Annotated in this window: 18 protein-coding genes; 7 read left to right on the forward strand and 11 right to left on the reverse strand. The window is 67.8% G+C overall.

Annotation, left to right across the window (positions count from 1 at the left end):
• Window positions 1-293: 293 nt before the first annotated feature.
• Window positions 294-1,481 (forward strand): AraC family transcriptional regulator, encoded by a 1,188-nt coding sequence (locus tag GA0116996_RS12255; protein ID WP_092311441.1) that lies wholly within the window; start codon window positions 294-296, stop codon window positions 1,479-1,481.
• Between the two features lie 22 nt (window positions 1,482-1,503).
• Here GA0116996_RS12255 and GA0116996_RS12260 read toward each other — a convergent pair whose 3' ends face one another.
• From GA0116996_RS12260 to GA0116996_RS12270, 3 genes are all read right to left on the reverse strand, one after another.
• Window positions 1,504-1,710, reverse strand: coding sequence for a DUF6494 family protein (locus tag GA0116996_RS12260; protein ID WP_062802625.1), 207 nt, complete (start codon window positions 1,708-1,710; stop codon window positions 1,504-1,506).
• 115 nt (window positions 1,711-1,825) lie between these two features.
• Window positions 1,826-3,070 (reverse strand): CaiB/BaiF CoA transferase family protein, encoded by a 1,245-nt coding sequence (locus GA0116996_RS12265; protein WP_092311444.1) that lies wholly within the window; start codon window positions 3,068-3,070, stop codon window positions 1,826-1,828.
• Entirely contained in the window at window positions 3,070-3,984 is a 915-nt protein-coding gene (locus GA0116996_RS12270) for an SDR family NAD(P)-dependent oxidoreductase (protein ID WP_025583346.1), read from the reverse strand. Before GA0116996_RS12270 ends, GA0116996_RS12265 begins: the two co-directional genes overlap by 1 nt.
• Before the next feature lie 190 nt (window positions 3,985-4,174).
• Here GA0116996_RS12270 and GA0116996_RS12275 point away from each other — a divergent pair, with 190 nt between their 5' ends.
• On the forward strand, window positions 4,175-5,077 hold the full coding sequence (locus tag GA0116996_RS12275; RefSeq protein WP_012355383.1) for a LysR substrate-binding domain-containing protein: 903 nt from the start codon (window positions 4,175-4,177) through the stop codon (window positions 5,075-5,077).
• A gap of 15 nt (window positions 5,078-5,092) precedes the next feature.
• Here the strand turns inward: GA0116996_RS12275 and GA0116996_RS12280 are convergent, their stop codons facing one another.
• Window positions 5,093-5,599 (reverse strand): DUF2628 domain-containing protein, encoded by a 507-nt coding sequence (locus GA0116996_RS12280; RefSeq protein ID WP_092311447.1) that lies wholly within the window; start codon window positions 5,597-5,599, stop codon window positions 5,093-5,095.
• A gap of 195 nt (window positions 5,600-5,794) precedes the next feature.
• Window positions 5,795-6,262, reverse strand: a complete 468-nt coding sequence (locus GA0116996_RS12285) for an MgtC/SapB family protein (protein ID WP_092311450.1) — start codon at window positions 6,260-6,262, stop codon at window positions 5,795-5,797.
• 504 nt (window positions 6,263-6,766) lie between these two features.
• Between GA0116996_RS12285 and GA0116996_RS12295 the strand changes: the two genes are divergently transcribed.
• The 5 genes from GA0116996_RS12295 (at window position 6,767) to GA0116996_RS12315 (ending at window position 12,335) form a co-directional block, all read left to right on the forward strand.
• The gene (locus GA0116996_RS12295) at window positions 6,767-7,936 is read left to right on the forward strand and encodes an acyl-CoA dehydrogenase family protein (RefSeq protein ID WP_092311456.1); all 1,170 of its coding nucleotides are present in this window, start codon (window positions 6,767-6,769) and stop codon (window positions 7,934-7,936) included.
• Between the two features lie 9 nt (window positions 7,937-7,945).
• Window positions 7,946-9,142, forward strand: coding sequence for a CaiB/BaiF CoA transferase family protein (locus GA0116996_RS12300; RefSeq protein WP_092311459.1), 1,197 nt, complete (start codon window positions 7,946-7,948; stop codon window positions 9,140-9,142).
• Between the two features lie 73 nt (window positions 9,143-9,215).
• Window positions 9,216-10,598, forward strand: coding sequence for an MmgE/PrpD family protein (locus GA0116996_RS12305; protein ID WP_092311462.1), 1,383 nt, complete (start codon window positions 9,216-9,218; stop codon window positions 10,596-10,598).
• Window positions 10,599-10,606: 8 nt separating this feature from the next.
• A complete protein-coding gene (locus GA0116996_RS12310) occupies window positions 10,607-11,431 on the forward strand; it encodes an HpcH/HpaI aldolase/citrate lyase family protein (protein ID WP_092311465.1) in 825 nt (274 codons plus the stop codon).
• 37 nt (window positions 11,432-11,468) lie between these two features.
• Window positions 11,469-12,335, forward strand: coding sequence for an HTD2 family dehydratase (locus tag GA0116996_RS12315; protein ID WP_092311468.1), 867 nt, complete (start codon window positions 11,469-11,471; stop codon window positions 12,333-12,335).
• A gap of 90 nt (window positions 12,336-12,425) precedes the next feature.
• Here the strand turns inward: GA0116996_RS12315 and GA0116996_RS12320 are convergent, their stop codons facing one another.
• The 6 genes from GA0116996_RS12320 to GA0116996_RS12345 form a co-directional block, all read right to left on the reverse strand.
• Window positions 12,426-12,761, reverse strand: coding sequence for a helix-turn-helix domain-containing protein (locus GA0116996_RS12320; protein WP_092311471.1), 336 nt, complete (start codon window positions 12,759-12,761; stop codon window positions 12,426-12,428).
• Window positions 12,758-13,009, reverse strand: coding sequence for a type II toxin-antitoxin system RelE/ParE family toxin (locus GA0116996_RS12325; RefSeq protein ID WP_244159839.1), 252 nt, complete (start codon window positions 13,007-13,009; stop codon window positions 12,758-12,760). The genes GA0116996_RS12320 and GA0116996_RS12325 overlap by 4 nt, the downstream gene beginning before the upstream one ends.
• A gap of 246 nt (window positions 13,010-13,255) precedes the next feature.
• Window positions 13,256-13,606, reverse strand: a complete 351-nt coding sequence (locus GA0116996_RS12330; RefSeq protein WP_092311474.1) for a hypothetical protein — start codon at window positions 13,604-13,606, stop codon at window positions 13,256-13,258.
• A gap of 380 nt (window positions 13,607-13,986) precedes the next feature.
• Window positions 13,987-14,184, reverse strand: a complete 198-nt coding sequence (locus GA0116996_RS28650) for a DUF1016 N-terminal domain-containing protein (RefSeq protein ID WP_092311477.1) — start codon at window positions 14,182-14,184, stop codon at window positions 13,987-13,989.
• 79 nt (window positions 14,185-14,263) lie between these two features.
• Window positions 14,264-15,235 carry a Bug family tripartite tricarboxylate transporter substrate binding protein gene (locus GA0116996_RS12340; RefSeq protein ID WP_092311480.1) on the reverse strand — a complete coding sequence of 324 codons (972 nt, stop codon included), beginning with the start codon at window positions 15,233-15,235 and terminating at the stop codon, window positions 14,264-14,266.
• Window positions 15,236-15,290: 55 nt separating this feature from the next.
• On the reverse strand, window positions 15,291-16,811 hold the full coding sequence (locus GA0116996_RS12345; protein ID WP_092311483.1) for a class I adenylate-forming enzyme family protein: 1,521 nt from the start codon (window positions 16,809-16,811) through the stop codon (window positions 15,291-15,293).
• Window positions 16,812-16,899: the final 88 nt, after the last annotated feature.

Here is a 16,899-nt window from a genome sequence, read left to right on the forward strand (position 1 = left end):
TTCCGTGGGCGGGCACGGGCTTTTGCCGCGTTGCATGATCCGCCCGGGCCGGTGGGCCGGCCTTGTAGAGGTGCTTGCCGGAGAGTGCGCGATGCTGCGGTGCGTGGACAATGACCAGACGCGCCAAAATGATTGGCCGAATCGCTCAGGCAGAAGGCAGGCTTTGGCAAATCCCGATTGTGCGGCGCCACGCGGGCTTGGTAAGGTGGCGCCATGATGTGGCCAGAGGCCCGCAACAGCCGGCAAACGCTTGAAAAAAGCGGTACCGGCGCGTCGCCGTGACGAGGAGACCCATGCAAACAGCCGTTCTGCCATCGCTGCGCCCGCCGATGCCGGGCAAGCCGCACATTTCCGGCCACGCGCTGCCGGGGGCGCGCCTGCGCGACGGCGGCAGCCGGGGCGCGCCGGGCACCTCGGGCATGTCGGTTGAATCCGCCGCGCCCGCGCCGGCCCGCCACACCATCGCTATCCAGCATGTGACCCACATCCTGCAGGGCGCGCGGCGGCTCGGCTACGACATCGATGCGCTGCTGCGCCGCGCCGACATCTCGCCGGCGCTGCCGGCCTCGCCCAGCGCGCGCGTGTCCCAGGGCCAGTACGCGGCGCTGATCCGCACGCTGCGCCGGGTCACGCGCGATGAACTGTGGGGCCTGCTGGACCGGCCCGTGCCCCCTGGCGTGTTTGCGCAGGTGTGCCGCAGCCTGGTCCATTGCGCCACGCTCGAGGACGCCATCCGCACCGGGCTGCGCCTGTACCGGCAGCATATCGACGCCTTTGCGCCGCGCCTGCATGTGGGCGCCGACGGCAAGACCGCGGCGGTGGTGCTGCACCCGCGCGCGCCCGCCTCGGCATGCCGCAGCTTTGCCGAATCCACCTTCGTGTTCCATGCCTATGCGCTGGTCAGCTGGCTGGTCGCCGGGCAGATCCCGCTCGCGCGGGTTGACCTGAGCGCCGCCGCGTCGCCGGGCCGCACCGATACCGAGCGCGTGTTCAAGGCCGCGGTCAGCTACGGCCAGCCCGTCACCGCCCTGCACTTCGACGCCGCCTCGCTGCGCCTGCCGGTGATGCAGGACGCCGCCAGCCTGCGCGACTTCCTGCGCGAGACTCCACGCAACCTGCTGATCCGCTACCGCGACAACAGCTGCCTGGCGGAACGCATCCGGCAGCACCTGCGCTCGCACCTGGACCACGAACTGCCCTCGCTCGAGCAGATGGCGCAGTTGCTGCGGCTCACGCCGCAGACCCTGCGCCGCCGCCTGCGCGACGAAGGCCGCGGCTACCAGAGCATCAAGGACAGCCTGCGGCGCGACGTGGCCATCGGCATGATGGAGCGCCCCGGCATGACGCTGCAGGACGTGGCGCTGCGGCTAGGCTTTTCCGAGCCGAGCACGTTCCACCGCGCCTTCAAGAAATGGACCGGCGTGGCGCCGGGGGAATACCGGATGCGCGGCATGCGCAAGGAAGGCGTGCCGGCGGCGTAGCCGGCGTGGTGCGGCCGCCGGCTTACTCGAGCCGGATCTCGCCGTCGAAGCGCGCCTGCAGCTTCACCGCCGCCAGCTCCAGCGTCACCGACACCGGCAGGTGTTCGTTGCCGGCCAGCGTGCCGTCGGCCACGGCCCGGGCGATGGCCTGCTCGATCTCGCGCTGGGAATTCACGCCGACCACCTTCAGGAACTTGCGGATGCTGAGGTTGAAGGTTTCTTCGTCCATGGCTGTCTCCGGGAAGGACGCGGCATGCCGCCGCTACCCGGACAGCGTACGCCAGTGACGCCATCCCTGCAGCGGCCGGCCGGGCCGCGTGAATGACGCGCCGGCCGGCACGCGCTCAGACCACGCCCTGCTCGCGCAGCCGGGCGATGCGCTCGGCCGACAGGCCCAGAACCGTCTGCAGCACCTGCCCGGTATGCTGGCCCAGCCGCGGCGGCGGCGCATCGTATTGCACCGGGGTGGCCGACAGCCGCAGCGGGCTCTTGACGGTTGGGCACAGGCTGCCGTCTTCGCGCACCAGGTCGACCTGCAGCTCGCGATGCCGCACCTGCGGATCTTCCAGCACCTGGCCGTAGTCGTTGATCGGCCCGCACGGGATGCCCTGCGCTTCCAGCGCCTGCACCCAGTGCGCGGTCGGCCGCGTGCGCATATGCGCTTCGAGCAGCGGCACCAGCGTGTCGCGGTGGATGATGCGGCCGGGACCGGTGGCAAAGCGCTCGTCGGCGCCCAGGTCGGGACGCTCTACACCGCGGCAATACGCCTGCCACTGCCCGTCATTGCCGGCCGCGACGATCATGTAGCCGTCGGCGGTGGCGAACACATGGTAGGGCACCATGTTGGCATGCGCGTTGCCGTAGCGCGGCATGGCCTGGCCGGTGACGCGCTGCGCGATGATGGGGGTGGCGCCGACCGCCACCACCGCGTCGAGCAGCGCCATGTCGATATGCTGGCCCTCGCCGGTGCGTTCGGCATGGCGCAGCGCGGCCAGCACGGCCACGGTGGCGTACATGCCGGTCAGCATGTCGACCACCGCCACGCCCACCTTCTGCGGCCCGCCGCCGGGCAGGTCGTCGCGCTCGCCGGTGACGCTCATCAGGCCGCCCAGGCCCTGGAAGATAAAGTCGTAGCCGGGCTTGTGCGCGCTCGGTCCGGTCTGGCCATAGCCCGTGATCGAACAATAGACCAGCGCCGGGTTGACGGCCTTCAGGCTGTCATAGTCCAGCCCGTAGCGCTTGAGGTCGCCGACCTTGTAGTTCTCCAGCACGATCTGCGACTTCGCGGCCAGCTCGCGCACGATCTGCTGCCCTTGCGGGCTGGCGATATCCAGCGTGACCGACTGCTTGCCGCGGTTGGCACCGGCAAAGTAGGTGGCGTCGCGCGACGGCTGGCCGTCCGCGCCGGGCAGCCACGGCGGCCCCCACGAACGGGTATCGTCGCCGGCGCCGGGGCGCTCCACCTTGATCACCTCGGCGCCCAGGTCCGCCAGGTTCTGCGCGCACCACGGGCCGGCCAGGATGCGCGACAGGTCCAGCACGCGCACGCCGGCAAGCGCGCCGCGCGCCGGGGCTTGGCCGCCCGTCATCAGATCGGGTCCCAGCTGATCACGTCGGGCGAGCGCTCCAGCTTGAAGAAGCTGCTGCGCATCGCCGGCATGGCGACCTCGCCCACCGACTCCGGCGTCCAGCCTTCGCTCATGTGGACCGAGCGCACCGGACGCGGCTGGCTCATCAGGATGATCTCGTTGGCGCGCACCGCGAAGATCTGGCCGTTGACCTCGCTCGCCGCCGGGCTGGCCAGGTAGACCGCGACCGGGCCGATCTTGCCGGCTTCCATCTTCTGCAGCTTGGCCACGCGCGCCTTTTCTTCCGGGGTCTCGGCCGGAATCGAGCTGGTCATGCGGCTCCACGCGAACGGTGCGATGCAGTTCGAGCGCACGTTGAAGCGCTGCATGTCCAGCGCGATCGACTTCGACAGCGCGGCGATGCCCAGCTTGGCCGCCGAATAGTTGGCCTGGCCCAGGTTGCCGATCAGGCCCGAGGTGGAGGTCATGTGCACGTAGGCGCCGCTCTCCTGGTCCTTGAAGTAGTTAGCCGCGGCGCGGCTGACGAAGAAGGTGCCGTTCAGGTGCACGTCGATCACCGAGCGCCATTCTTCCTCGTTCATCTTGAAGAACATGCGGTCGCGCAGGTTGCCGGCGTTGTTGACCACGGCGTCGATGCGGCCGAAGTTGTCGAGCGCGCATTGCACGATGGCGTTGGCGCCGGCCCAGGTCGACACGCTGTCGGTGTTGGCCACGGCTTCGCCGCCGGCGGCGCGGATTTCCTCCACCACGCGCTGCGCGGGGCCGGCGTCGCCGCCCTCGCCGGACATCGACACGCCCAGGTCATTGACCACCACCCTGGCACCGGCGGCCGCCATGGCCAGCGCGATGCCGCGTCCGATCCCACCCCCGGCGCCCGTCACCAGCGCAACCTTGCCTGCCATCAAACCGCTCATTGCATGTCTCCTCTGAATACATTTTGTGCGGTCACCGACCGCAAACCCGGTGAAACAGCCCCCGCGCAGCGGGCAACGCCCGCCGGTGCGGTCAATCCGGATGTCCACGCCGCAGCGGATACGATAAATTGACACCCGACCCTTTGGAATTCACGAATCACAAAACTGGCCTTTGGCCTGACAGAAGCCCATGCATTACGACCTGACCGACCTCCGCCTCTTTCTGAATGTCGGCGAGACGGAGAACCTGACCCGTGCCGCCGAGCGCAGCTTTCTGTCGCTGCCCGCCGCCAGCACGCGGATCAAGCAGCTGGAAGAGGCGTTCCAGACACAATTGCTGATCCGCCAGGTCAAGGGCGTGCGGCTCACGCCGGCGGGCGACGCGCTGCTGCGGCACGCGCGCGAGGTCTTCCGCGAACTCGAATGCCTGCACGCGGACCTGCGGCCGTATGCCAAGGGCGTGAAGGGCCGCGTGCGGCTGCTGGCCAACACCACCGCGACCAACTCGTTCCTCGCCACCGGCGTGTCGCGCTTCCTCAGCGAGAACCCGGACGTGGACATCGAGCTGGAAGAGCACCTGTCGCAGGAGATCGTGTCGGCGATCAGCGCCGGCGCGGCGGACCTCGGCATCGTCGCCGGCGAGGTCGCCACGCAGGACCTGGATGCGATGCACCTGTGCAGCGACGCGCTGATCGTGATCGCTCCCGTCAACCATCCGCTGCCGACCTTCAAGCGGCTGCATTTCGCCGACCTGCTCGATACCTGCCGCTTTGTCGGGCTGAACCAGTTCAGCGCGATCCAGTCCTTCCTCGACCGCATTGCCGCCGGCATGGGCAAGCGCATCAGCCTGCGCATCCAGGTGGGCAGCTTCGATGCGGTATGCCGCATGGTCGAGGCCGGCGCGGGCATCGCCATCGTGCCCAACAGCTGCGCGCGCCGCTATGCCAGCCGCAAGGTGCTGCGCTTTATCCCGCTGGAAGACGAATGGGCCAGGCGCGAGCTGCGCCTGGTACGCCGGCCGGGACGCGAGCTGCCGCAGTTCGCCGAAACCCTGATCCAGTACCTGGTCGACGCCGCGCGCGAGCCCGTGTAGCGCGGCGCGCGGATTTCAGCCGGCGCCCGGAACGCCGCCCTGGACCATCAGCGCCGCCAGCGGACGCAGCGACACCACCATCACCAGCAGCAGCAACCCCATGGCAAAGACGCCCGGCCAGCTGGTGCGGCCGCGGCGCTCCAGCGAGTCGTTCACCAGTTCGGGCGAGTAGTGGTACTCGCGCACATGCCGGATGGTTGCCTCGGCGTGCCAGCGGTACAGCTCGTTGCCGTAGAGCCCGAGCAGCAGCGCCATCGCATACAGCAGCGGCCGGCCCGCCATCGGCAACTGCAGGCCGAACCATGCGTGCAGCAACGGTTCGGTGCCGACGATCAGCGCATAGACGCCCACCTGCCAGTACATGCGCCGGTACGCCATCCAGAATGGCCCCAGCAGGCACGCCGCCCAGTTCCACGAGATGCCGCCGTGGGTTTCCGCCGCCGACCAGCGCTCGCCGTAGTACGGAAATCGCGGCCCCACGAATGCGGCCAGCGCCGCGTCGTCACGGATCGATGCATGCATGCCAACCTCCCCTCTGCTGCGTCGGCAGCGCCCTGGCTTCCCCGCGCGGCCTGAGCCACAGCATAGGGCGCGCGTGGCCCTGGCTGTGTGCGCCGGCGCGCATTCGGCGCGCGTTAGCCCCACCAACGCCAAGGAAAAGGGGTGGATTGGCGCGCAAGGGCACAGACCGGCGCACCGGTCCGTGTCCCGGCGACGCTACTTCCAGCGCTGCAGGATCTGCAGGATGACCAGCGTGAACACCGTGGCGATCACCGCCGTGGTGTCGCGACCGAGCCCGGCCGCCACGCCGATGGCCGCCACCATCCAGATGCTGGCCGCGGTGGTCAGGCCCTTGATATGGGCCTCGTCGTTCTGCTTGAGGATGGCGCCCGCGCCGAGGAAACCGATGCCGGCGATCAGCCCCTGCAGCACCCGGCTCATGTCGGCCAGCGGCACGCCCGCCTGCAACGGCACCAGCACGAACAGCGCCGAGCCCAGCGCCACCAGCATATGGGTGCGCAGCCCCGCGGCCTTGCCGGAAGACTCGCGCTCATAGCCGATCAGGCCGCCGAGCAGCACCGCCATGCACAGCCGCACCATGATGCGGGTTGCCTCGGCCGCGTCCGGCACATCGGCAAATTCCGCGCGAAAGGTACGGAAGATATCGGTCCAGACAGACTCCATCGCCAACCTCCGGGGACTAGGGTGCAGGCCTGAGCGTAGCACGCCACACCTGGCCCGCGGCAAGACTTGTGCGCCACATCGGCGGGCCGTCCGGGCTGCGCGGGTCCTGTGCGGCGGCGTCCTACACGGCAAGCGGAAGCTCCCCGACAGTCCCGCCGGCGCGGCATTCCTATATTGGAATCACCAACAACAGTCCTCCATGGAGTTGCACCATGCCCTATATCCTCGCCTGGCTACTTGGTGTTCCGGCCTTTGTCCTGGTCCTGATCTGGCTCTTCGTCCATTGACGGCAGGCGGTGCCATGGCACCAGCCCACCCTCCACCGGCGCCCCGCGCGCCTCCCCTGCACGCCCGGTTCGCCGGGCGTCTTGCATGGTGGCACGGCGCCGCTGCGACGCTTGCTGCCCACCTAAGCCGCCCCTAAGCCGCTCTTTCGCAAATCCGAATTTCAGCGTGCAGGGGGCTCGGGAATAATGGCCTCCAGTTCCAATCGACCCGGCGACCATGCACGCAGACCAGGATCCCGACCAGCTGTACCCCGAAATCCGCGAGGCCGTGCGCAGCCTGTGCGCGGGCTTCGATTCGGCGTACTGGCAACGGGTGGAAGAGCAGGAAGCCTTTCCCGAGAGCTTTGTCCAGGCGCTGACGCAGGCGGGCTGGCTGTCGGCGCTGATCCCGGAAGCCTATGGCGGCTCGGGGCTGTCGCTGACCGCGGCCTCGGTCATCATGGAAGAAATCAACCGCAGCGGCGGCAATTCCGGCGCCTGCCACGGGCAGATGTACGTGATGGGCTGCCTGCTGCGCCATGGCTCCGACGCGCAGAAGCAGCGCTGGCTGCCGGCCATCGCGTCGGGCGAGCTGCGCATGCAGTCGATGGCCGTGACCGAGCCCACCACCGGCACCGACACCACCAAGCTCAAGACCACCGCGGTGCGCCACGGCGACAAGTACATCGTCAATGGCCAGAAGGTCTGGATTTCGCGCGTGCAGCACTCGGACCTGATGCTGCTGCTGGCGCGCACCACGCCGCTGGACCAGGTCAAGCGCAAGTCGGACGGCCTGTCGGTATTCGTGGTCGACCTGCGCGATGCCATCGGCAAGGGCCTGACGGTCAAGCCGATCCGCAACATGGTCAACCACGAGACCAACGAGCTGTTCTTCGACAACCTGGAAGTCCCCGCCGATAACCTGATCGGCGAGGAAGGCAAGGGCCTCAAGTACATCCTCGACGGCCTCAACGCCGAGCGCATCCTGATCGCCGCCGAGTGCATCGGCGACGGCTACTGGTTCGTCGAGCGCGCCGGCAACTACGCGCGCGACCGCATCGTGTTCGACCGCCCGATCGGCCAGAACCAGGCCGTGCAGTTTCCGATCGCGCGCGCTTACGTCAACGTCGAGGCTGCCAGCCTGATGCGCTACAAGGCGGCGCGGCTGTTCGACGCCGGCAGGCCGTGCGGCAAGGAAGCCAATATCGCCAAGCTGCTGGCCGCCGACGCCTCGTGGGAAGCCGCCAACGTCTGCCTGCAGACGCACGGCGGCTTCGGCTTCGCCGCCGAATACGACATCGAGCGCAAGTTCCGCGAGACCCGCCTGTACCAGGTGGCGCCGATCTCCACCAACCTGATCCTGTCCTACGTGGCCGAGCACGTGCTCGAGTTGCCGCGTTCGTTCTGAGAATCCTACATGTCTCACTCCTCCCAAGGCATCCGCCCGCTCGACGGCATCCGCGTGGTCTCGCTCGAGCACGCCGTGGCCGCGCCCTTCGCCACGCGCCAGCTGGCCGACCTGGGCGCGCGCGTGATCAAGGTCGAGCGTCCCGGCGTGGGCGACTTCGCGCGCGGCTATGACCAGTCCGTGCACGGCCAGGCCTCTTACTTCGTCTGGCTCAACCGGGGCAAGGAAAGCCTGGCCCTGGACCTGAAGGACAATGAAGCGCAGGCCATCCTGCACCGCCTGCTGGCCGACGCCGACGTGCTGGTGCAGAACCTTGCCCCCGGCGCCGCCGCGCGCATGGGCCTGGATTTCGACACCCTGCACGGCAAGTACCAGAAGCTGATCGTGTGCGACATCTCCGGCTACGGCGATTCGGGCCCCTATCGCGACAAGAAGGCCTACGACCTGCTGATCCAGGCCGCAGCGGGCCTGGTGGGCCTGACCGGCGGCCCCAACGAGCCGTCGCGCGCCGGGGTGTCGATCGCCGACATCTCGGCCGGCATGTACGCCTACAGCGGGATCCTGTCGGCGCTGCTGCAGCGCGGCCGCACCGGCAAGGGCCTGCGCGTGCAGGTGACCATGTTCGAGGCGATGGCGGAGTGGATGAACCAGGTGCTCTATTTCGGCCACTACGGCGGCACTACGCCGGCGCGCGTCGGCGCCTCGCACCCGACCATCGCCCCGTATGGCGTGCATCGCACCAGCAATGGCAGCGTGATCTTCAGCGTGCAGAACGAGCGCGAGTTCGCCAATTTTTGCGAGATCGTGCTCGGCGACCGCGCGCTGGCGCAGGACGAGCGCTATGCCAGCAATACCGCGCGCGTGCGCAACCGCCCCGAACTGACCGCGCTGATCGAAGCCCGCTTTGCCTCGCTGACGGTGGCGCAGGCCGAGGCGCTGCTGGACCAGGCGCAGATCGCCAATGCGCCGATGAACGACATCGAAGCAGTCTGGAACCATCCGCAGCTGCAGGCACGCCAGCGCTGGCGCGAAGTCAATACGCCGAACGGCCCGATCGGCGCGCTGCTGCCGCCGGCCAACCTGTCGGGCGTGGAACCCGTCATGGGCGACGTGCCGGCGCTGGGCGCGCACAGCCGCAGCATCCTGGCAGAACTGGGCTACGGCGCGGGCGATATCGACGCCCTGGCGGCAAAGCGCACCATCTGAACCCGACCCCAGCGTCCGGGCACACCGGGCGCCATTCTCTTTCCGCAAGCACTGTTCAATCTCCGGAGCCGGCATGAGCCAAGCCGCAGACACCACTTACCCGACCCGCCAGCTTTGCGAATTCCTGGCCAACCTCAAGCTGGCCGACGTGCCCGCGCCCGTGATCGAGCGCACCAAGGACCTGTTTCTCGACTGGATCGCCTCGGCCATCGCCGGCAAGGACGCCCCGGCCGTACGCAAGCTGCAGGAATTCGCCGCGGCCATGGGCCCGTCCGACGGCGACGCCGAAGTGCTGGTCGACCGCCGCCGTACCTCGCCCTACTTCGCCGCGCTGATCAACGGCGCGTCTTCGCACGTGGTCGAACAGGACGACGTGCACAACGGCTCGGTGCTGCATCCGGCCGCGGTGGTATTCCCCGCCGTGGTCGCGGCCGCGCAGGCCGAGGGCAAGACCGGTGCCGAGGTGCTGCTGGCCTCGATCGCCGGCTATGAAGCCGGCATCCGCATCGGCGAGTTCATGGGCCGCTCGCACTACCGCGTGTTCCACACCACCGGCACCGTCGGCACGCTCGCCGCCGCCGCCGCGGTGGCCAAGCTGTTCGGCCTCGATGCCGAAGGCATCAACCAGGCACTGGGCTCGGCCGGCACGCAAGCCGCCGGCCTGTGGGAATTCCTGCGCGACGCCGCCGACTCCAAGCAGCTGCACACCGCCAAGGCCGCCGCCGACGGCCTGCAGTCGGCGTGGCTGGCGCGCGCCGGCTTTACCGGCGCGAAGCAGATCCTCGAAGGCGCCCAGGGCATGGCCGCCGGCATGTCGAGCGATGCCAATCCCGCCTGCCTGACCGATGGCCTGGGCACGCGCTGGGCCACCGCCGAGACCTCGTTCAAGTTCTTCGCCTCGTGCCGCCACACCCACCCGGCCGCTGATGCGCTGAAGGCACTGATGCAGAGCGAAGGCGTTGCCGCCGACCAGATCGCCAGCGTCACCACGCACGTGCACCAGGGCGCCATCGACGTGCTCGGCCCCGTGGTCAATCCCGCCACCATCCACCAGGCCAAGTTCTCGATGGGCACGGTGCTTGGGCTGGTGGCCGTGCATGGCCATGCCGGCCTGGGCGAGTTCGAGCAGCATGCGCTGCAGGACCCCGCGGTGGCCGCGTTCCGTGGCAAGGTCGACATGGAACTGGATGCCGAGATCAACGCCGCCTACCCGCGCCAGTGGATCGGCCGCGTGACCGCCAGGACCACCGACGGCCGCACGCTGGCCGCGCGCGTGGACGTGCCCAAGGGCGATCCCGACAACACCCTGTCGCGCCCGGAACTGGAAGCCAAGGCACTGCAACTGGGCGCGTTCCGCCAGGGCGCGAGCGAGGCCGAGATGCGCGCCATCATCGCGCGCGTGTGGTCGCTGGAGCAGGCGCCCAACGTCAACGACTGGCTGCCCGCCGCGCGCTGAGGATCCCCATGTCAACTGCCGTCACTTACCTGTTCGTGCCGGGCGACCGGCCCGAGCGCTTCGACAAAGCCGCAGCCGCCGGCCCCGATGTGATGATCCTCGACCTCGAGGACGCGGTCCATCCGGACGCCAAGCCCGCCGCGCGCGCAGCCATCGCCGCATGGCTGGCCGGCCGGCCCGGCGCCAACGCCTTCGTGCGCATCAACGACAGCGCCTCGCCCGCCTTTGCCGCGGACCTGGCCTGGCTGCGGGCCTTGCCTGCCGGCACGGCACTGGCCGGGCTGCTGGTGCCCAAGGCCGAGGATGCCGCCGCGCTGAGCACCATCGCGCAGGCCCTGCAGGCGCTCAACCCGCGGGGCGAGCTGGTCGCCATCATCGAGACTGCGCTCGGCCTGCACCAGGTCGATGCCGTGGCTTCGGCAGGCGGCGTGGCGCGCCTGGCCTTCGGCTCGCTCGACTATGCGGTGGACCTGGGCTGCAGCCATACCCGCGACGCGCTGGCGTTCGCGCGCGCGCGCATCGTGCTGGCCTCGCGCGTGGCCGGGCTGCCGCCGCCGGTAGACGGCGTGACCACCGCGTTGAAAGATGAAGCCGTACTGGCCAGCGACGTCGCCTACGCACGCGAACTCGGCTTTGCCGGCAAGCTGTGCATCCATCCGGCGCAGCTGGGCGCGGTGCGCGCCGGCTTCCTGCCCGGCGAAGAACAGCTGGACTGGGCCCGCCGCGTGCTCGAAGCCACCGCCAGCGGCAGCCATGCCGTGCAGGTCGACGGCAAGATGGTCGACCGGCCCGTGATCGAGCAGGCCAGGCGCCTGCTGGCGCTGGCGCAATAGCGCCGGCCTTTCCTGTCCAACCCGAACCTGCAAGCCCATGACTGACGCCACTTCCGAACTCGAACGCCTGCGCGGCTGGATCGGCCGCAGCGAATCGCGCACCGAAACGCTGTCGCCCGAACCGGTCGCCGGCCTGGCCGCCACCTTCGATCTTGACGCCGAGGCCATTGCCGCGGGACCGCTGCCGCCGCTGTGGCACTGGCTCTATTTCCTGCCGCGCGCCCCGCAGCACGAACTGGGCCGCGATGGCCACCCCACGCTCGGCGGCTTCATGCCGCCGGTGCCGCTGCCGCGCCGCATGTGGGCCGGCAGCGAACTGAGCTTCAGCCATCCGCTGCATATCGGCGATACCGTCACGCGTACCTCCACCATCGCCGACGTGCAGTACAAGACCGGCCGCAGCGGCGAACTGTGGTTCGTCGCCGTCGACCATGAACTGACCGTCAACGGCAAGACCGCGATCAACGAGCGCCACGACATCGTCTACCGCGCCATGCCGGACCCGTCCAAGCCGCAGCCGCCGCGCCCGCGCCTGGAACACACCGCGCAATGGCAACGCACGCTGCAGGCCGACGCCGTCATGCTGTTCCGCTATTCCGCGCTGACCTTCAACGGCCACCGCATCCACTACGACCGCAGCTATACGCGCGATGTCGAAGGCTATCCCGGGCTGGTGGTGCATGGTCCGATGCAGGCCATGCTGATGCTGGACCTGGTGGCACGCGAGCAGCCGCGGGCGCGCGTGAAGCGCTTTGGGTTCCGGGGGCTGGCGCCGCTGTTTGATCAGGACACCATCACTGTTGGTGGCGCCGCCGATTCGGCGCAGCCGGGGCGGTTGGTGCTGTGGACGGGGGATGATGCTGGCGGGCAGGCGATGCAGGGGTGGGCGGAGGTGGAGGGGTAAAGCCAAGGGCGGCCAGGGATGCTGCGGGCGGACTCATGCATCCGTTTGCCAGCTTTGCGCCGCCTCGCTAATGCGCGCCCCAGGCTTACCTTATTGCCCGATCGCCAGGCGAACGGGCTTGCCAATACGGCTCAACATCTCGACCAGTGTGTCGATGGTGAACTTGGACGTCTTTCGGTTCACCACGTCCGACACGCGCGGACGAGACACCATCAGGATTTCGGCAGCGTCCGCCTGTTTCAGCTGATGCTGCTCTATCCATGCCACCAGCTCGTCCATGAGCTGTTCCTTCAGCTGCTTGGTGTCGTTGATCTGCTTTTTCGACGCAGCCTGCAGCCGCTTGGCTTCCGCGGGCGGAAAACCAAGTTCCAGGAACAGGTTGGCGCCCGGCTTGGTGACGTGGCGGATCTGGGTGTCGATCTTCATGGTTTGCCTTTCCTCGCGTTGGCGATAGCTCGATAGCGAGCTTCGGCGATGCGCTTGTCCGTCAGATTCGTCGCCTGCGACTTCTTCTGGAAGCAATGCAACACGTACACGGCTTCCTCGAACCTTGCGACATATATCACACGAAATGCGCCGCTCGCATCACGCAGGCGAATTTCGCGGGTGCCCGGTCCCAGGTCATCAAAGGGCTTCCAGTCTTCTGGTTCCAGTCCCGCCTGGATCCTGCCCAACTGGAACCCCGCCTGCTAGCGGGCCTGCGCGGGGAAAGCCAGCAGGTCGTGGTAGGCTGACCCGACCCAGCGAATCTCTTTCTCCATCGCGCGCCTGTATAAAATTTTATACCAAAATTGCGGCCAGCAGAACATCATGCACATACGGCAACAAGGTGGTTCTACCGCCCCTCGGTAAGTCAACTTCCTGGACGAGTCCGCGGCTCGCTTCGTGCGGGGGCACGAAGCCTCGTGGGCCGCGACTGGCTATCCGATCAGCGCGTCCTCAATCCCATCCGCGACGTCCTCTACCCTTTCAGCCAGCAATCCAAGGGAGGCTCGGCACAGCTCTCGCAAGGCATCCAACGTAGCTGCCTGCAAGGCTACGCTTCCCTCTTCCTGCGCATCGCATTCGCTGTGGGTCACCAACGTCAGCACGCAGGCTGTCCCTCGCGCAATCGCATCGGCTTGATCCAACAGATTCAATAGCAAGAGCTGTCGGGGAACAGGCAGCGCATCCTCGCGCGCTGCGCGGCGGGTTTCAGGGCTGAACCGCGAAAGGGAATCATCAAGTCGGAGCGGGATGAAGACGTCGGATTCGATGGTGGACTGGTGCATTGTTGACCTCCGTAAGGTAGAAGAAGAGGTAGCGCAACCAGGTTCTCACTCCCGGCTCCTGCTGTGTCAGAAGACCACCCAGTCTAGAGCCGCTTGTCGTTCACAATCAAGGCGCAGATTGTGAAGGATGGATACGTCAGATCAATCGCAGAAGTTGCCAAAGTTCTCAGGGCGGACAAGCCGCGCTTTGGCGAAGGCGCCGCCATGGTTGACAGGCGTTGCCTCGAAAACTGGCGAGTCCCTGAAGGCGCGTGGATGATTTCGACGCCTGGCTTCGTGGATGCGCCGGCCCTCTCCCCCGCCCCTCTCCCGCAAGCGGGAGAGGGGAGCAAACCGGCAGTGGCAAGCAATCTCTCAGCCGTTTCATTTGCCTCCGGCTTTCAAACTCCCGCTTGCGTACTCCCTCTCCCGCTTGCGGGAGAGGGTTGGGGTGAGGGCGGGAGTATCAACGAAGCGAAGGCTATCGCTTTTGCCACCGCTTTCAGCGGCAGCAGCGCTACGAAATGCGACCAGCTCAATTGTCGTGACAGCGTCGCGACAATTGGCTCTTGCGGAAACGCGGTGGCGAATTGCACCATTTTGCGCAGGTTCTATGCACCTCTCCAGAAACGAAAAAGCCGGCGTTCTCGCCGGCTTTTCCGCAACATCCACAAGCGATCAATCCGCCTGGATCCCTCCCTTCTTCACCACCCCACCCCACAACGCCAACTCCCGCTGAATCCGATCCCCCAGCGCCTTCGGCGTGCTGATATTGACGTCATAGCCGCCAGCGGTCATCCGTTGCCGGAAAGCAGCATCCTCCCCCACCGCCTTCTGCGCCTTGACCAGCTTGTCGACCACATCGGCCGGCAGCTTCTGCGGCCCCACCAGCGCATACCAGCCGGTCAGGTCATAGTCCTTCTGCCCGGACTCGATCATGGTCGGCACCGTAGGCAGCGCGGGATTGCGGGTCTTCGAGGTGACCGCCAGCGCGCGCACCTTGCCGCCGTTGATATGGCCGATGGCGGTGCCGGTGATGTCGAACATGAAGGTGACCTTGCCGCTCATCACGTCGGCCATCGCGGGCGCGTTGCCCTTGTACGGCACGTGCAGCATCTTCACGTTGTTCATCTGCGCCAGCAATTCCGCCGACAGGTGGTTCGACGCCCCCACGCCCGCTGAGCCGAACGACACGCCTTCAGGATTCTTGCGCGCGTAGGCGACCAGCTCGCCCACGTTCTTCGCCGGGAAATCCTTGTTCACCAGCAGCACGTTGGTGTAGTCGGTGATCAGCCCGATGTAGGTGAAGTCCTTGGCCGGATTGAAGTTGACCGAGTGCTGGATCAACGGCGTCATGGTCATGGTCGGGCTGGCGACGAAATACAGCGTGTAGCCGTCCGGCGCCGCCTTGGCGGTCATGTCGGCGGCGATCGCGCCGCTGGCGCCGGCGCGGTTGTCCACCACCACCGGCTGCTTGAGCACGCGGCCGAGCTGCTCGGCGTAGATGCGCGCGGCGGTGTCGACCGGGCCGCCGGGGGCGTAGCCCACCAGCAGCTTGACCGGGCGCGACGGATAAGCGTCGGCGGCCCACGCCGCGCCTTGCAGCAACAGCGTGGCAGTCAGCGCGGCCAGCGTCTTCCATGTTTTCATTTATGTTCTCCTCCAGGGATGGCTGTAGTGCCCGGGACCCCGTGCCCCGGGGGCTTTAGTCGAGCATGGCGCGCAGCGGCTGCTTGAGCAGCTTGCCGCTCGCCGTGGTCGGAATCACGTCGACGGTGCGGACTTCGGCGGGCCGCTTGTACGGCGCGAGGCTGTCGCGCAGGTAGGTGTCCAGCGCCTTGCGGTCAAGCTCGGCGCCTTCCTGCAGTTCGATGAAGGCCACTACCTCTTCGTTGCCGTCGCCCGTGGTGCGCCCCACCACCGCGGACTGGCGCACGCCGGCAAAGGCGTTGATGACCGACTCCACCTCGATCGGGTACACGTTGAAGCCGGAACGGATGATCAGGTCCTTGGAGCGGCCGGAAATAAACAGCGCGCCGTCGGCGTCGAGATAGCCAAGGTCGCCGGTATTGAGCCAGCCGCCGGGCAGCAGCGCCTCGGCCGTCTGTTCGGGATTGCGGTAGTAGCCGACCATGACGCCCGGGCCGCGCACGCGGATCTGGCCGCGTTCGCCTGCGGGCAGCGGCTTGCCTTCGGCATCGGTGATGGCGATCTCCACGCCTTCGACGATATAGCCGGCCGAGCAATCGGCGCGCGGCGCGTCCATGCGCGTGATGAAGAGGGAGCCGGCGTATTCGGTAATGCCGTAGCCGTGGTGCAGCGGCTGGCCGAACAGCGTTTCGACGTCGCGCTTGAGCGTGGGATCGAGCGGCGCGCCGCCGGTATAGAGGTAGCGCAGGCGCGGATAGGCGCCGGGCTTCGCGCCCAGCGCGGGCGCCACCGCCATGATGCGCGTGAACATGGTCGGCACGCCCTGCAGGATGGTGACGCCCGGCGCAGCCAGGGCCCCGAACACTTCATTGGCGTCGAAGCGCGGGCGCAGGAACAGGCCGGCGCCGGCGTACAGCGTGGCCATCAGGACTGTGGCGATGCCGAAGATATGCGACATCGGCAGCGCGCCGTAGGCCACGTCGGCCGGGCCCATGTCGCGCGAGGTGGCGGAGATGCGCGCGAACTGCGTCAGCCCGGCGTGCGGCACCATCACGCCCTTGGGCGCGCCGGTAGTGCCAGAGGTATAGATCAGCGTGGCGACGCGGCGGGCCAGTTCGGCGGGCTCGCGCTGCGGCGCGGTAGCTGCAAGGCAGACGACCATGCCATCGTCGTAGACCGAGCAGCCGGTGGCCTGTGCGCCCAGCCGCTCGCCATGCGCCGCGGCCACGTCGGAAACATGGCCGGTGAACAGCACCAGCGCCGGCTGGGCGTGGTCGCGGATATTGTCGATCTCGCGCGCGGACAGGCGCGCGTTGACGTTGATCGGCCAGGCGTGCAGCAGGCTGCAGGCGAACAGCGTGACCACCATCTCGTTGCAGTTCTCGCCCACGACCATTACACGGTCGCCCTCGCCTACGCCCTGCCCCGCCAGCCAGTCACGCGCGGCTTCGATGCGCCGCCACAAATCGCCATAGCTGATGACGGTGCCGTTCTCGTACAGGCAGGGTGCCTGCGGTGTCTGCGCGGCCCAGTGGGCGGGGATCTCGTGGATGAATTGGGGGCGGAAGGAAGACATGGTGCTGGGGGGTCTCTCGAATGCGAGCTGAGTCGGATATGCGGCGGAATGCACCCGGCCACATCAAAACTGGCTGCATCAGTTTGCG

This window comes from Cupriavidus alkaliphilus (genome assembly GCF_900094595.1).
GTDB classification, from domain to species: domain Bacteria; phylum Pseudomonadota; class Gammaproteobacteria; order Burkholderiales; family Burkholderiaceae; genus Cupriavidus; species Cupriavidus alkaliphilus.

Excerpts from the sequence above, each read along its gene's own strand:
- GA0116996_RS12255 (WP_092311441.1), top strand. The coding sequence starts at position 294 with ATGCAAACAGCCGTTCTGCCATCGCTGCGCCCGCCGATGCCGGGCAAG.
- GA0116996_RS12260 (WP_062802625.1), bottom strand. The coding sequence starts at position 1,710 with ATGGACGAAGAAACCTTCAACCTCAGCATCCGCAAGTTCCTGAAGGTG.
- GA0116996_RS12265 (WP_092311444.1), bottom strand. The coding sequence starts at position 3,070 with ATGACGGGCGGCCAAGCCCCGGCGCGCGGCGCGCTTGCCGGCGTGCGC.
- GA0116996_RS12270 (WP_025583346.1), bottom strand. The coding sequence starts at position 3,984 with ATGAGCGGTTTGATGGCAGGCAAGGTTGCGCTGGTGACGGGCGCCGGG.
- GA0116996_RS12275 (WP_012355383.1), top strand. The coding sequence starts at position 4,175 with ATGCATTACGACCTGACCGACCTCCGCCTCTTTCTGAATGTCGGCGAG.
- GA0116996_RS12280 (WP_092311447.1), bottom strand. The coding sequence starts at position 5,599 with ATGCATGCATCGATCCGTGACGACGCGGCGCTGGCCGCATTCGTGGGG.
- GA0116996_RS12285 (WP_092311450.1), bottom strand. The coding sequence starts at position 6,262 with ATGGAGTCTGTCTGGACCGATATCTTCCGTACCTTTCGCGCGGAATTT.
- GA0116996_RS12295 (WP_092311456.1), top strand. The coding sequence starts at position 6,767 with ATGCACGCAGACCAGGATCCCGACCAGCTGTACCCCGAAATCCGCGAG.
- GA0116996_RS12300 (WP_092311459.1), top strand. The coding sequence starts at position 7,946 with ATGTCTCACTCCTCCCAAGGCATCCGCCCGCTCGACGGCATCCGCGTG.
- GA0116996_RS12305 (WP_092311462.1), top strand. The coding sequence starts at position 9,216 with ATGAGCCAAGCCGCAGACACCACTTACCCGACCCGCCAGCTTTGCGAA.
- GA0116996_RS12310 (WP_092311465.1), top strand. The coding sequence starts at position 10,607 with ATGTCAACTGCCGTCACTTACCTGTTCGTGCCGGGCGACCGGCCCGAG.
- GA0116996_RS12315 (WP_092311468.1), top strand. The coding sequence starts at position 11,469 with ATGACTGACGCCACTTCCGAACTCGAACGCCTGCGCGGCTGGATCGGC.
- GA0116996_RS12320 (WP_092311471.1), bottom strand. The coding sequence starts at position 12,761 with ATGAAGATCGACACCCAGATCCGCCACGTCACCAAGCCGGGCGCCAAC.
- GA0116996_RS12330 (WP_092311474.1), bottom strand. The coding sequence starts at position 13,606 with ATGCACCAGTCCACCATCGAATCCGACGTCTTCATCCCGCTCCGACTT.
- GA0116996_RS28650 (WP_092311477.1), bottom strand. The coding sequence starts at position 14,184 with ATGGTGCAATTCGCCACCGCGTTTCCGCAAGAGCCAATTGTCGCGACG.
- GA0116996_RS12340 (WP_092311480.1), bottom strand. The coding sequence starts at position 15,235 with ATGAAAACATGGAAGACGCTGGCCGCGCTGACTGCCACGCTGTTGCTG.
- GA0116996_RS12345 (WP_092311483.1), bottom strand. The coding sequence starts at position 16,811 with ATGTCTTCCTTCCGCCCCCAATTCATCCACGAGATCCCCGCCCACTGG.